Source organism: Novosphingobium rosa NBRC 15208, from assembly GCF_001598555.1.
In the GTDB taxonomy this organism is placed as follows: Bacteria; Pseudomonadota; Alphaproteobacteria; order Sphingomonadales; family Sphingomonadaceae; genus Novosphingobium; species Novosphingobium rosa.
This window is the reverse complement of record NZ_BCZE01000021.1, coordinates 104,388-118,230: the sequence shown is the minus strand read 5'-3', so window position 1 is coordinate 118,230 and position 13,843 is coordinate 104,388. Positions and strand designations below refer to the sequence as shown.

Sequence of the window (13,843 nt, the reverse complement as noted above, 5' to 3'; positions counted from 1 at the left end):
GGAAAAGGATTTTGCAATGCGTATCATCCACACGGCCGACTGGCAGCTGGGTAAATCCTTCGCCCGGTTCACGCCCGAGGTCAGGTCTGCCCTGACCGACGCCCGCTTCGACGCCATTGACGCGATAGGCGGGATCGCGCGGGAGAAGGGGGTCGACCATGTGGTGGTCGCCGGCGACGTCTTCGACACGACCGGCCCCTCCGATCGCGAGATCGTGCAAGCGGTGGCGCGGATGTCGCGAGCGGCCTGCACATGGTGGCTGATGCCCGGCAACCACGACCACGCCCGCGCGGGCGGCCTCTGGGACCGCGTTCGCGCCAAGATGTCGCCCAACGTTCGCATCCTCGATCGGCCCGAGCCGGTCGAGTTCGCGGACGGCGCATGGGTGCTACCCGCGCCGCTCGAGTTCCGGCACACGCGCGAGGATTCGACCGAGGCAATGACCGAGATGGCCACGCCGCCGGGCGCTATCCGGATAGGTCTCGCGCACGGCTCGATCGTCGACTTCGAGAAGAAGGGCGACGCAACGAACCTCGTGCCGCCGAACCGGGCTGAGATCTCGGGCCTGGACTATCTCGCGCTTGGCGACTGGCACGGCTTCCAGATGATCGGTGGCCGCACCTGCTACAGCGGCACGCCCGAGACCGACCGGTTCGACCGGGAGGTGGGATCGATCGTGCTCGTCGAGCTGGCCTCCGGATCGAATCCCGGCGTGGAGCGGATCGAGACCGGGCGCTTCCACTGGCCCGAGCAGACTTGGCGCGTCGACACGGCCACCGACTTCGCCGCAGCGCGCGCCAGCCTAGAGGCCGGGTTCGACCCCGTCAGGACGCTGCTAAGGCTGAAGCTGGTCGGCGCACTCAGCATCGCCGACCGCGCGGCCGCGATCGCAGAAGCCGAGGGCGACCTTACCGACACGCTGCGCTGGTGCGAGATCGACGCTCGCGAGCTGCTTGGCCGGCCGACGGCCGACGATCTCGCCGCGATGAGCGTCGAGGGGACGCTCGGTGCAGCGGCGCGGCTGCTGCAGTCCGACTGCGATGCCGACGGACCCGACGCGGCGATTGCCGCGAGGGCGCTGGAACGCCTGTACGTTGAGACCATTCGCGCAGGAGACGTGGCATGAGTCTCGTCATCACCCGCATTGAGCTTGAGAACTTCCGCAAGTTCCGCACGCGGCGGACGATCGAAGGCCTCGCTCCGGGGTTGAACGTCGTCGTCGAGCCGAACGAGACGGGCAAGTCCACCGTGCTGGAGGCGCTGCGGGGCGCCTTCTTCATGCGCCATTCCGCGAAGACCGAGCTGACCCGGTCCTACTGCCCGATTGGTGACGACGTGGCACCCTTGGTGCAGGTGACCTTCTCGGTGGCCGGCGAGGGATGGCACCTGACCAAGCAGTTCCTGAAGGGACATAAGATCGAGCTCACCGCGCCGAATGGTTCGCGGATGACGAGCGACGAGGCCGAGGAGCGCCTCCAGCACCTGCTCGGCTTCGAGAAGGGCAGCACGCGCTCGTTCGATGCGGACACGCTCGGCGCCCTCGGGCTTCTCTGGGTGGGTCAGGCGTCGGCGCTCGGGCTCGAGGCGCCCGGCCGCATAGTCCGGGAGACCGTCCACTCCGCTCTGGAGGCCGAGGTCGGCACGGTCGTCGGCGGCCGGGCTTTCGACGCCGTGCGAAAGCGTGTGTCAGATGCCTATGGCGAGCTCTGCACTTCGACTGGGAGGCCGACCGGGCGCCTTGCGGCCGCCAACGCCGAGCTGGCAGTGGCACGGTCGCGCCTTGTCGAAGCGCGGCAGCGCAACTCGGAATATGAAGGCCATCTCGCGGAGCTGGAGGACACGCGGATGCGCCTGGGGATCGTCGAGCGCGATGTGGCGGACCCCGAGGAAGCCGCGCTGCGCGAGCGCCTGGTCAAGGATCTCGACGTTGCGAGGAGCGCGCGCGAGCGCCTGGCGACCAGGAAGGCCGAGCATGAGGTGGCGAAGGCGGAATCGATCCGTCTGCAGGATGCCCTGAAGCGTCTCGATGGCGCGAAGGCGAAGGCTGCCGAGGCATCCGAGGCCAAGCGGGTGGCCGACGACGCCGTGCTGGCCGTCGAGGACGAGCGCGCCGAGGTGGTGCGGACGGAGAAGGAGGCGCGCTCGGCCCTCGCGCTCACCCGGACGCATCGCCAGCGGACCGCCCGGGCTCTGGAGCAGGGACGGTCAGCGTTGAACGCCGCGGCAAAGTGGCAAGCCTACGCGCACGCCTCGGACCGGCGCGCGAGCCTCGTGGAGCTGGAGGCGGCGGTCGCCGAGCTCGAGCCGGCGTCGAAGACGGGCATCGATGCCGCTACTGTCAAGCGCCTTGAGGATCTGGAGCGCGACGTTGTCGTGGCGAAGGCCGCGCTCGATGCGGGCGCGACGCGGATCGAGATCGAGCGTCACGACGGGATCGCTGTGCATGTTGACGGATTGGCTGTCGAAGGTGCCGTCGACGCCACGCGGGAGACAAGGATTGACGTCGGCACCCACGCCACCATTCTGGTGAAGCCCCCATCGACGGGTGCCGGTTCGGTGGCAGCGGCGTACGAGACGGCGATGGACCGACTTGCTGATGCGCTCGCGTCGGCCGGTGTTGCGGATGCGGCGGATGCGCGGTGTCAGGTCGAGGCGGCGAGGATCGCCGGACAGTCGCTGGAGGCGATCCGCCTCAAGATCGCCACTCTCTGCGCTGCCGATCCGTTGATCGCATTGGTCGCCGGGGCAGATGCCCTCAAGGCGCTCGACATCCCTGCGGCCGGCTCCGCAGCGGATGAGGGTAAAGCGCCGGACCTGGCTTTGCTTGAGAAGGAGGCTCGTGAAGCCGTTGAGGAAGAAGATAAATCCCAGATCGCGCATGAGGTGGCGGAGGACGCGCTGCAGGAGTTCGAGGGGCGTCACCGCACCCTGACGCTGGCTCAGGCGACCGCCGACGCGGATCATGTCAGTGCGTCGAAGCGGTTGGAGGAGGCCGAGTTCCGGACGCCGGCCGAAGACACCCGGGCGGCTTCGAAAGAAGCCACGGAAACGCTCGCCCGTGCCGACGATGCGCTCGCGGAGGCCGAGCGCAACGCCTCGGCATTCGAAGAGGCCGCCATCCAGAAGCGGATCGAGAGCATCGACCGCGCGAGGCAGACGGCGGAGCAGCGCCGCACCGAGCTCAAAAACGCGATCCTTCGCCTCGAGCTGCTGATCAACGGCGAGGGTGCCAAGGGGCTCACCGGCCTGCTCGCAGATGCCGTGCAGGAGGAGGCGGTTGCTGCAGAGGTGGCCGATCGGCTTGCGGGCGAGGCCGCCGTACTGAAGCTGCTGCAGGATCGTCTCCATGATGCGCACGAGGAGGCCGCGCGACGCTTCCTCGGCCCGGTCACGCGCCGGGCGTCCGCCTACGTGAAGAGGATCCTGCCGGGCAGCGAACTGTCGTTTGACGAGGGTCTCGCGCTTTCGACGGTATCTCGCGCCGGCCAGCGTGAGGATTGCGCCACGCTGAGCAGGGGCACCCAGGAGCAGCTCGCCGTGCTGACCCGTCTCGCCTTCGCGGATCTCCTCCGCGATCGCGGCGCCCCCGTTTCGCTGATCCTCGACGATCCGCTGGTCTATTCGGACGATGCGCGTCTGGACGCCATGACCACGCTGCTGGGCGAAGCTTCTGAGCGAATGCAGGTAATCCTTTTTACCTGCCGCGAGCGGGCCTTTCGGCATCTCGAGGGCAATCGAATAGCGCTGTAGAGAGTGGAGCCTCGTTGCCGTTTCGCCGTAAGCAGATCCCGGGATATGGCTCAATTTCCACTTGCTGGATGTCAGCTCTCCGTGATCCGAAGTCAAAAACCGCCTGACCGTCACCGGCCAGGCCTGCTCCTTTGGGGAACGCGAGAGGCTACGCCGGCGAACTTCGGGATCCGAGGAGGACCGGACATTCGAGCTGCCCAGCCGGATTGGCCGCTTTGTCCCACGATGCCACGTTCGCTTCCGGCAGCAGGCGACCAAATCACGTCGTTACAATCAGCGAGCGGGGACGACCGCCCGCGCCGAAAGCGGGCATTGGCAGCAATGAATGCTCCTCCGGCGGTAGCGCCGCAATAACGGTAATAACAGGGGCTGATCCTAACCCTCCGCTATTTTGGCTCTGATTGGTAGCGTTTGGTTCGTTCCTGACAATTGCATGCGACGTCCCGAACAGCAGGATATCAGGAGCCGAAGTTCGACGTTCGCCTCTCTTGCATCTCAGCAGGACATAAGATGGGCTGTGAACACCGGTCAACCTTCGGAATCGACAAACCGACCCGGCCCATCGTATGCGCGCAGAAGGGGAGAAAGCAAATGGCCAAAATCTACGTGTCATACAGCCGCAAAGACGGTGATTTCATGCGAGCATTAGTCAATCGCCTGAAGCAGGAGGGTCACGAGATCACGGTTGACGATGACGTGCTGACCGCCGGTCGCGACTGGCGCTCGACATTAGACGAAGGACTGAAAAGCGCTGACGTATTTTTGACGTTACTGTCTCATAATACACCAACTTCAGCCTACACGATGATGGAACTGGGCGCCGCGCGTGCATTTGCTGGTGCTACCGGCACACCACTGGTGATTCCGATCGCGATCGACCAAGTCGAAGTTCCGCTCGTGCTCCAAGACATTCAGATCCTGTTTGCCTCCGATCGCGATGTTGATGCTATTGTGGCTGAAATCTCGAAAAGCATTTCGAGCCAGCATGGACTTTCGCTTGCGCGGGAGGTCAAAGCAGAAGTCGCGGCGACGCGTATCAAACAAAATGCCCCACAATATATCGATGAGGCCATCAAGGCGCAGGACGCGATCAAACGCCGAAATGCGTGCGCGGCACGCGGCTGGTACGCGGCCGGCTTTTTAGCCCTTTTGTCAGGCATTGCGGTCGCATTGTGGACATTCGTCGCGCATGCATCCGTCTCGAGCGACTGGCTCAGTTTGGCACGCGCTGTCGTCGTGAACGTGGTCGTGGTCGGCTTTCTCGGTGCCTGCTCACGATACGCGTTCTCCCTCGGAAAATCCTACACTACCGAAGCGTTGAAGGCATCTGACCGAATTCACGCCATTATGTTCGGACGCTTCTATCTCAACGCTTTTCCAGATCGCGTCACCTGGACCGAACTGAAAGAGGTGTTTGCAAACTGGAATATTGATCGTTCGTCAGCTTTTGCTCAGTTAGACGTCGCTCAAATTGATCCACAATTGATCAGCATGATCACTCAAGTCGTCACTACCGCAGTTAAAAAGAAGGACTGACTAACCGCCGCCGCGTCTTCCGAAGGCGCCGGCTGCTGCTCTTAGTGGCCGCTTACCGCCCCGATTGGGTTGAAAGCCGCCTGCCTCTCCCGACCAACATACGTCATTCCAATGCCGTGCCGGGCATGTCGACTCACGCCGATACCCGCTATTTTACGTTCCATGCCGCTTCGATCGACGCGGCTAACAAAGCGGACCTCCAAGTCCTTCGATCGCCTCCTTAACAGGGCACCATCCATTCACTTCTCAAGAGAAGTGGTCCAGCAAACTCGTGCGATACGAACCTCCTCAAGCGTGAGCGCCCCGGCGGCGCACCTAACAAAACGCGAGACGAAGCTCGACAACAAGCGTGAGATTCAAGGGCGGGCATACAGTCAGCATAGATCATACCATAGTCCGGATCCGCCCCCACCCTTGATCAATTTAAGGACGCTCCCACTGCGCGATCCAAATTAACCTTCACCGGGGGCATAAGGTCATGAGGCCCTAGAGGCTGTTATGAACCCGCGATCAGTGCGACGGCCTGCTTTGACATGATGGTAGCGAAAGCAACGAGGTGGAGGCCGGCGAGGGTTTGGGCGTATCGCTCGTAATCTTTGACGAGCCTGCGGAAACGGGTGGCCCATGCAAAGGATCGCTCGACGACCCAGCGGCGAGGCAGCAGGACAAAGCCGCGCTTGGCCTCGGGCAGTTTGACGACCTTGAGTTCGATACCATGCCGGGCGGCGGCCTGCGCCGTGGTGGCTCCGGTGTAGCCCTGATCGACCCAGGCGATCTCGATGCTGTCCTGGGTGACGGCCTGGATTGTGCGGGCGAGCGCCTCGACCTCGCCGCGATCCTGCGCGCTGGCCGGGGTGACATGGAGCGCGAGCAAATGGCCCAGCGTATCGACCGCGATGTGCAGCTTGGAGCCTTTCTTGCGCTTGGCCCCGTCATAGCCGCCCCGCTCGCCGCTTTCGGGTGTCGAGCGTAGCGTGCGGCTGTCGATGATGGCCGCGCTCGGCTCTGGATTGCGTCCTGCGGCCAGACGCAGCACCATCCGCAGATCGTCGATCAGCGCCTCGAAGCATCCGGCGGCCAGCCAGCGCTGAGTTTGCTGGTAGACCGCCGGCCAGGGCGGCAGGTCATTGGGCATCCAGCGCCAGGGCGCGCCTGTTTTGACGATGTAGCGCAGGCCATTGAAAACCTCGCGCAGGCTGTGTTCGCGCTGGCCTGCATCTTCGGGCAACAGCGTCAGATACGGCGCCAGCAGCGACCATTCTTCATCACACACGTCTGACGGATAAGGCTTGCGGGGGAATTCCATCCAACCCTTTGAATCTATTCAGACGCCCAAGTCCATAACAGCCTCTAGTCATCCTCTTCATGCCCTTCATCACCGGGCGATGATTTGGGTCGCCAGCGCGCGACGCGGCGGTTTTGGCGAACCCCTTCATTCTGCAGAGGATCAACCAACCGCTGGTAAAGCATGAACAGATGCTCTACCCGCTCACGATCCGACCCGAAGGGCGCGCGGCGGTACAGCCGGTCAACAGCAGCATCAAGCTCTCGGTGTGCGCGACGCAACTCTACAGGCATTGTGTCGGGATCGTATAGGTCAGCTAGCGTGGACGTAACATTCTTCGGTAAAGCGCGAGCATCGAGAACTGCTTGCGCAAGCGCTACAATTTGGTCGCGTTGATTGGGTGAGATTTCAGGCCAAGGAAAGGTGTTGTAAACAAGTCCAGGAGAATACTGAAAATCGCTTTTCAGTCTCCCGCCGATATGACGCACCCATGACATGTGAATCCGGCTTGTTAGAACTGCAAAGTGCCATAATTTAGCACCTTCTACAACTAACAGTTTGTTACTCGGTATCGTTGGAGGTTCAATCCAGCCAATCGGAATATACTCACGCCGTTCTGAGCTGACTTCGGGGATCACAAGGAACGGTGCTTCGGGAATTACTGTGACGTGATAGCTGGTTGGATCATCGGCGAGTGATAATGCTAACGTGCCGCCACTCTCTTGCCGAAAACGTCTGACAGCTGCCGCCCGCCCACGCAAAGCAGGCGATTGACGAATGGCACTTGCGGACATCGCTTGAAGATGAAGTATCCACCTATCGGCGCCGTTGATAAACTCGTGACCACCAATGAATGGCCGCAGCGCTTGATCAGCCATAGGCTCTTCGGCAAGAAGCTCCGCGCGTTCTGCTGGGCCAAGGACGAGGTGACCGCCATCCACGGGTTTGGTGCCGACCCGCATTAGAGGCGCGCGACAAAGAGAAGTACGTTCCCTTCGAACAACCAGGTGTCGATCCGCTTCTTTCGCATCAAAGAGATAGGCAGTTAGGGATTGATGGAGCGTCTCGTGCGGCTCGCCTCTCCCGTCAACGTAGCTGAAAAGCCGCTTCTTGACCGGTTCATCGCCGCGCTGAGCCATGCCTACGATGACGCAATGTACGGCGGCCCGCCCAGGCCAGACAAACGTACGGTGGGCAAAAGAAATTTCCATCCCATTTTTGAACAAAATAGGCCAGAGCTGTGAAACTTGCTCACCCTGAGTAATTGAATTCGTCGAAACGAAGCCGATGCGAATGTGCGAAGCTGCGCGTTCAAGTCGGTGCGTAGTGCTCGTCCAAGTGGCGGAATTGTTGGTATACGTAGAAGATGGACCCGTTTGTACTAAATATCTGGTATCAGCGTACTGTGCTGCCTTAATGAACCATCCGGCAACGTAATCGACACGCTTTCCGGTCATACCGACCGATGCTAGCAAGCGGGAAAACTGTTGTTGTTGCACTTCTCCACGCATAACAAAACCGACAAACGGGGGATTGCCAAACACAAAGTGACACCGCTCTGCTGGCAGCACATCGTTCCAATCTAACTCTAGCGCATCAGCGTGACGGATGCTTGGCGCGGTCACGAGGGGGATACGAGCGTAATGCTGCCCAAAATCCTCCGCTAGCCGGGTGTTGGCGATGTGATCAGTCATCCATAGAGCCACCTGCGCGATCATCGCAGGGAATTCGTCTATCTCGATCCCAAAAAAGCGATCAACGTTGAGTTGGGAAAGCATGGCAACGTCGGTCACCAACTCCACTTTCCCATCAACCGTCAGCAACTCCTTTAACAACTCCCGCTCCAACTCACGAAGCTCGCGATAGGCGACGACTAGGAAGTTGCCCGCGCCGCAGGCCGGATCGAGGAATGTGAGAGCGCCTAGACGATCATGGAATGCTCGGAGAGCGCGTTCGCGACCAGACTTCAGTGTCTTTAGTCGTTCGAACTCGATGCGGAGGTCATCTAGAAATAGTGGTTCAATCACCTTCAGGATAGCTTGTTCGGGCGTGTAATGGGCGCCTTGCTTACGGCGTGTTACGCTGTCAATGACGCTCTCAAAAAGTGATCCGAAAATAGCCGGCGATACTTCGCCCCAATTAAACATGCTGGCATCCAGCAACATGCTGCGCATGACGTTGTCAAACGCAGGCATGTCGATGCGCTCACGAAATAGTTCACCGTTGATGTAGGGGAACTCGGCAAAGTCCGCGTCAAGGCTGTGCTGTCGCTTCTCTGGCGGCGTGTCGAGCACCTGAAACAGTAAGCCGAGCTTTGCTCCGAGGTCACGGCCGTCCGGGCTGGTCTGCCCTTCAAGCCAAGTGAGAAACATGTCTTTACGCTCAAAGATACCTGTGTCGTCGGCAAACAGTATAAATAGCAACCGTACCAGCAGCCGCTCAAGATTGTGCCCCGTATAACCATCAGCTGCCAGCGCATTATGGAGCCGGCCCATAAGTTCCGAGGCCTTGCGATTGACGGGCGATTGGTTGCGGAACAGGCGCGGTTGGACGCCAATAATGAAGCCGAACGCCTCTACATGGCGCTTCAGATCGGCAAGCGGGAACTGCCACTCGCGGCGCGTCTCCAAATCTACCAGTTCAAACCGCTGAAAGTCGCACACCATCACGAAACGCGGGCGCTGAACTTCCGGCAGCCAGTCATAGTAGTTCAATGCCTGAGACATTGCGCGCGTGAGGTTACGACCCACGCTTTTTTGCTCAACAATGAGCGTCCCGGGCCAAAATAAATCGATGAAGCCGCCGGTACGTACAGAATCAAGTGCCTTTATGCGCTGTTCGTAAACCGCCACCTGTTTACGAGGCACGCCAAAGATGGCGAAAAACTCGTCATAGAAGGTCTGCGTTTGCCCCTTCTCATAACCCTTTTCCTTCCAATCCTCGCTAAAGCGAGCAGCGTTGGCACGGATTTCAGCCCAACTCAGGCGCATAAGATCTGCTTGTTAATCATGGAGGATGTTTGGACTGCTGAACGTTCAAAAGCAAGGTAGCACGAGGAGGCAGCTAGGAGCCGCGCCGCCCAGCTTATAAATCTATTTTCGAGTCCGTTTTCACCAATGTACAGATGACAGGCAAGCGTCGCGAAGCAACCCGAAGGCGACGTTCCGGTCGGTCTCAAGCCCAAACAAAAGCGAGGTGGATTATGTGGCTCCGGGAATGGTCGGTTTCGGCGTAACTGGATGTTTCAGTGCGCAGCACTGACCGGCAGCAATGTCCCAGGTAGTGCCATTCTGTTTTTTACGAATTTCGGTGATCTAGGACAAGATTCGGAGATGCTTCTCGGAGGATTAAGCTGCAGATCTGCGGACTGACTTGCTATTTTGCGTTGGGTAGATGGCAGTCGTGTAAAGGTGGAGGTGAAAAGTGTTTCCCGGAAGCACGAATCACTTGGCGATGCCTGCAGCAGGTTATGAGCCTTTCTCGCATTTAATGGGACGTTGTGATGCTAAATGTGATCCCCTAAAATGCAATTCACATTGCAGTGTGAAAGCTTGGCGGTCCCGGCGGGGCCATAATTCTCGCCAAGTGGCGAAATAAATTATGTAAATCAGTATATTGCTTGAGTAATTCGAGCCCGTCATCGCCACCATGGCCGCGCTTATCGGCATCATCGCAACGGACGGCACGTTTCGCGGCCATTCCCCCAGCGGTTGCCTCGGCGCATAGCGGCGGATCGGCCGGAACCGGCGTTGCGCTCAGCTTTCGTGAAGATAGCGGTCCAGCGCCATGCCTTGCACCAGCGCGACAGGCTCCTGCCAGCCGCTTTGCAGGCTGACGGTGGTTTCGCCCAGCTTGCGGTTGGTGGCGGCGGTGAAGCTCACCTGCGCCGGGCCGCTGCTGCCGGACGGGGAGGCGGCATGGCCCGCGAGGCGATAGGCCAGCGTCGCCCGGCAGGAGAGGCGGCGATGCCCAGACCCTTGCGCCCGTCCCTGCGCCTGCCCCCGTTCCACCGAGGCCTCGATCAGCAGCAGCGGCTTGTTGCGCAGATCGTCCAGCTGCTCGAACAGGCTGGCCTGCCCATCCCGCCCTTGCCGCAACGCAAACCCGGGGGTGCGGCGCGCGTTGCTCAGGGCGCGGCCATAGATCTGGTCGAGCAGGGCGATCTTCACCTCGGGCGCGTCGCAGGAGGGGGGCGGCCCCTCAAGCGCGCCCAGCAGGCCCGATGCCCCGATGCTGGCGGGCAGCAGCACGGAGGACAGCAGCCCCAAACCACAGATCATCGCCACTTTCATGGGCCCCGACTCCTTCCTGCCAGTTGACGCCAAGGATAAGCCACAGGGGTCAAGCATCGCTTGCACCGCTCTCAGGGCTCATTCCCTAGGGAGCCGGTAACAAAGGCTGGCCTTGGGCAAGGGCGGGGGCAGGGCGGTCGCAGTTGGCGACCAAGCGGGCGCAACATCGCGCATCCTCGCGCATTTCAAGATGAAACCTGCGGGGGAGAACGCATGCGCCTAATCCATTGTTGCCTTTATGGTCTGGCCGGAACCTGTCTTGCTCTCACGCCCGTCGCGGCATGGGCGCAGAGCGACCCGGCCCCGGCGGCCCCCGCCCCTGAAAAGAATGTGCTGGAGGGCAATTATCTGACCGTTGGCGGCGGCGCGGTGATCGGCCCCAGCTATGAGGGTTCGGACGATTATGTGGTCTTCCCCATTCCCGCCATTCAGGGGAAGGTGGGCGGCGTGGCGATCAACCCGCGCTCGGGCGGTCTGGCGCTGGATTTCATTCCCGATCCCAAAGGGGCCAAGGTGGGCTTCATGCTGGGCCCGACCGCGACCTATTCGGCCAACCGCGACCGGCATATCGTCGACTCCGTGGTGCGCGCCGCCGGGCGGCTGGACGCGGACATTGCGGTGGGCGCCAGCACCGGGGTGACGCTCTACCGCGTGCTGGACGGCCATGACAGCCTGTCGGCGGCGGTGGATGTGAAATGGGATGTGCATGGGCCCCATGGCGGCATGCAGGTGTCGCCCTCGCTCAGCTATCTCACGCCGCTCAGCAAGGCGCTGGTGGTGGCTCTGGCGGTTTCGGCCAAGCATGTGAACGCCGATTACGCCGATTATTACTATTCGGTCTCGCCCACGCAGAGCCTCGACAGCGGGTTGCCGCTCTATCGCGCCAAGGGTGGCTGGGCCAGCGTGGGGGCGACGCTGGTGATGGGCTATTCGCTCTCGGGCGATCTGCGCAAGGGCGGGTTCTCGCTGGTGGGGATCGCGGGTTACACGCGGCTGCTGGGCGACGCGCGTGACAATCCCTATACGGCGATCCGCGGCTCGCCCACGCAATTGGTGGGCGGCGCGGGGATCGCCTTCACCTTCTGACCTAGAGCCGGTTTGGAACATGCGCGAAAGCGCATTTTCAGTGCGGTACCAGCCCTCTCTCCCGCCCGGCCACCCAACGGCAGTATTCTATGGGTGGGCGGGTGGGGGAGAGGGCTGGTGCCGTCAATCCGGCTTCGCCGGATTTCCAAACAGTCTCTTACTGCACCAGCCGCGCGGACTGCACCGCCATGGCGAACAGCGTGTTGAGCGCGGCGGAAATATCGCCGCCGGTGCTGACGGTCTGCATCAGATAGGTGCCGTCCGAGTTCTGGGTGGAGCAGGCCTGCAGCTGCTGCTGAATATAGGGAATGTTGTTGGCGGCGAAATTGTTGAAGCCGGTGTTGTTGGTGTAATTGACCGTTTCCTTGATGTATTGCGTGTAAAGGACAGCGATCTTCACCTTATACTTGGAATCCGTTTTGATCTTGGTGCATTGCGCAACATTGGCATCGGTGAACTGCTGATAGGGAGAGGTTTCATCCGCCGCGCCATCCGTGATGATGATCAACACATTCTGCGGGGATGCCTGGGTGCCCGTGCCGGCCGTGGCGGGGAACTTGGTCATCATGGTGTTGAGCATCGAGGTGAAGCTGGTGTAGGTGCCGCTTGCGGGCAGCAGCGGGACCAGTGACGAGGCGGTCGGGAAATTGGCGCCCAGTTGCAGCTTGGACACATCGGTCATCGTGCCGAAGGGATCGGTCGACAAAGCCCCCAGCGTGCCGCTGGCGTTGAAGGTGTAGAACTGCATCTTGTAGATGGGCGGCACATTGGCCTTGGCATATTGCTGTTCGATGGTGTTGGCATATTGGATCAGGTTCACGGCGGCATCGCGCTCGGCATCGGTGCGCAGCGTGATCGGCGCGGCGCCCGGATTGACGGAGGTGTAGTTCTGCGCCAGCCAGAATGTGTCCGGATAATTCACCGACAGATAGCTGGTGGTGCTGGAACCGGTCGGCGTGTATTTGATGTAGACCGGATTATCCGCCGGATTTCTGGCCTGATTCATGGTCTTGGTGTAGTTGCAATAGGTCGGGACGTTCGAGGCGCTCTTGCCGGTGCCGTTCACCAGAACGCCATTCGTTCCCACGCTGGCGTTGTTGCTGTCGGTCAGGACGCCGGCGCATGACAGGCGGTAGAAAGGCACCGTGCCGGAATTGCTCTGATTGTTGAGGTAGATGCTGTTCTGGCTGGCATCGAGCACGTAAACGCCCGCGTTCCATTCATGCATGTTGGTGGCGTGGCAGGCAAAGTCACAGCCATGGGAGCCGCCGCTGAAGTAATAGGGCTCGCCCGTCCACCAGGCGCCCGCCTTCAGATTGTCGATGCCGGTCTGGGTGGTGGGCAGCAGCATCGAGGGCGAATTGTCCATCGCGATGTAGAAATTCATGCTGGGCGGGGTGGAGGCGCTGGCCACCGCCGAACCGCCGATCGTCAGATTGGTCATCCTCAGAACGCCGCTGAACAGGTTGGCCGAGGTGGCGGTGTAGGTGAAGGTAGTCTTGCGCAAGGTGGCCAGACTGCCCCCGGCCTTGTCATTCACATCGGCATGGCGCGAGATCACGGTCAGCCCGGCCAACCCCTTGACCTGTTGGTCGAACATGGCTTCGGCGGCGGCGCTCACCTGCCCGTTCGTATTGTCGATGTTCAGCAGCGTGGGGTCCACCGTGGCCAGGGCGGCGGCGTCGGCGGCGGCGTCCAGCTTGGTCTGCAGCCTTTGCGCGCGGGCGTAATCGATGCCGAAGCCCACCGCCAGCAGCAGCAGCGGCAAGGCGGCCCCCATCATCAGCAGCACATTGCCGCGCCGGTCGGCGCGCAGGCGGCGCAGGAAGGCGACAAGGCGGTCGGGCCAGTGAGCGGGCAGGCGGGCAGGCAGGGAGGGCATCGGGGGGCTGTG

General features: G+C 61.3%; 8 protein-coding genes. 4 read left to right on the top strand and 4 right to left on the bottom strand.

Annotated elements, in window-relative coordinates; genetic code table 11:
• Window positions 1-16: 16 nt before the first annotated feature.
• The 3 genes from SR3_RS08530 to SR3_RS08520 all read left to right on the top strand — a co-directional run bounded on the left by SR3_RS08530 (window position 17) and on the right by SR3_RS08520 (window position 5,286).
• The gene (locus SR3_RS08530) at window positions 17-1,126 is read left to right on the top strand and encodes a metallophosphoesterase family protein (protein WP_068083724.1); all 1,110 of its coding nucleotides are present in this window, start codon (window positions 17-19) and stop codon (window positions 1,124-1,126) included.
• Window positions 1,123-3,750: an AAA family ATPase gene (locus tag SR3_RS08525; RefSeq protein ID WP_068083722.1), complete on the top strand. Its 2,628-nt coding sequence runs from the start codon at window positions 1,123-1,125 to the stop codon at window positions 3,748-3,750. Before SR3_RS08530 ends, SR3_RS08525 begins: the two co-directional genes overlap by 4 nt.
• Window positions 3,751-4,341: 591 nt before the next feature.
• Window positions 4,342-5,286 carry a toll/interleukin-1 receptor domain-containing protein gene (locus tag SR3_RS08520; RefSeq protein ID WP_169805586.1) on the top strand — a complete coding sequence of 315 codons (945 nt, stop codon included), beginning with the start codon at window positions 4,342-4,344 and terminating at the stop codon, window positions 5,284-5,286.
• Between the two features lie 496 nt (window positions 5,287-5,782).
• On the opposite strand, the gene SR3_RS08515 is transcribed toward SR3_RS08520, so the two are convergent.
• The 3 genes from SR3_RS08515 to SR3_RS08505 all read right to left on the bottom strand — a co-directional run bounded on the left by SR3_RS08515 (window position 5,783) and on the right by SR3_RS08505 (window position 10,863).
• Window positions 5,783-6,592 carry an IS5 family transposase gene (locus SR3_RS08515; protein ID WP_068083714.1) on the bottom strand — a complete coding sequence of 270 codons (810 nt, stop codon included), beginning with the start codon at window positions 6,590-6,592 and terminating at the stop codon, window positions 5,783-5,785.
• Window positions 6,593-6,636: 44 nt separating this feature from the next.
• Window positions 6,637-9,561, bottom strand: coding sequence for a class I SAM-dependent DNA methyltransferase (locus SR3_RS08510; protein ID WP_068083711.1), 2,925 nt, complete (start codon window positions 9,559-9,561; stop codon window positions 6,637-6,639).
• Between the two features lie 765 nt (window positions 9,562-10,326).
• On the bottom strand, window positions 10,327-10,863 hold the full coding sequence (locus tag SR3_RS08505; protein WP_157098717.1) for a hypothetical protein: 537 nt from the start codon (window positions 10,861-10,863) through the stop codon (window positions 10,327-10,329).
• 213 nt (window positions 10,864-11,076) lie between these two features.
• Here SR3_RS08505 and SR3_RS08500 point away from each other — a divergent pair, with 213 nt between their 5' ends.
• Window positions 11,077-11,949, top strand: a complete 873-nt coding sequence (locus SR3_RS08500) for a MipA/OmpV family protein (protein ID WP_068083706.1) — start codon at window positions 11,077-11,079, stop codon at window positions 11,947-11,949.
• A 157-nt stretch (window positions 11,950-12,106) separates the two neighbouring features.
• On the opposite strand, the gene SR3_RS08495 is transcribed toward SR3_RS08500, so the two are convergent.
• A complete protein-coding gene (locus SR3_RS08495) occupies window positions 12,107-13,831 on the bottom strand; it encodes a pilus assembly protein TadG-related protein (protein WP_068083700.1) in 1,725 nt (574 codons plus the stop codon).
• Window positions 13,832-13,843: the final 12 nt, after the last annotated feature.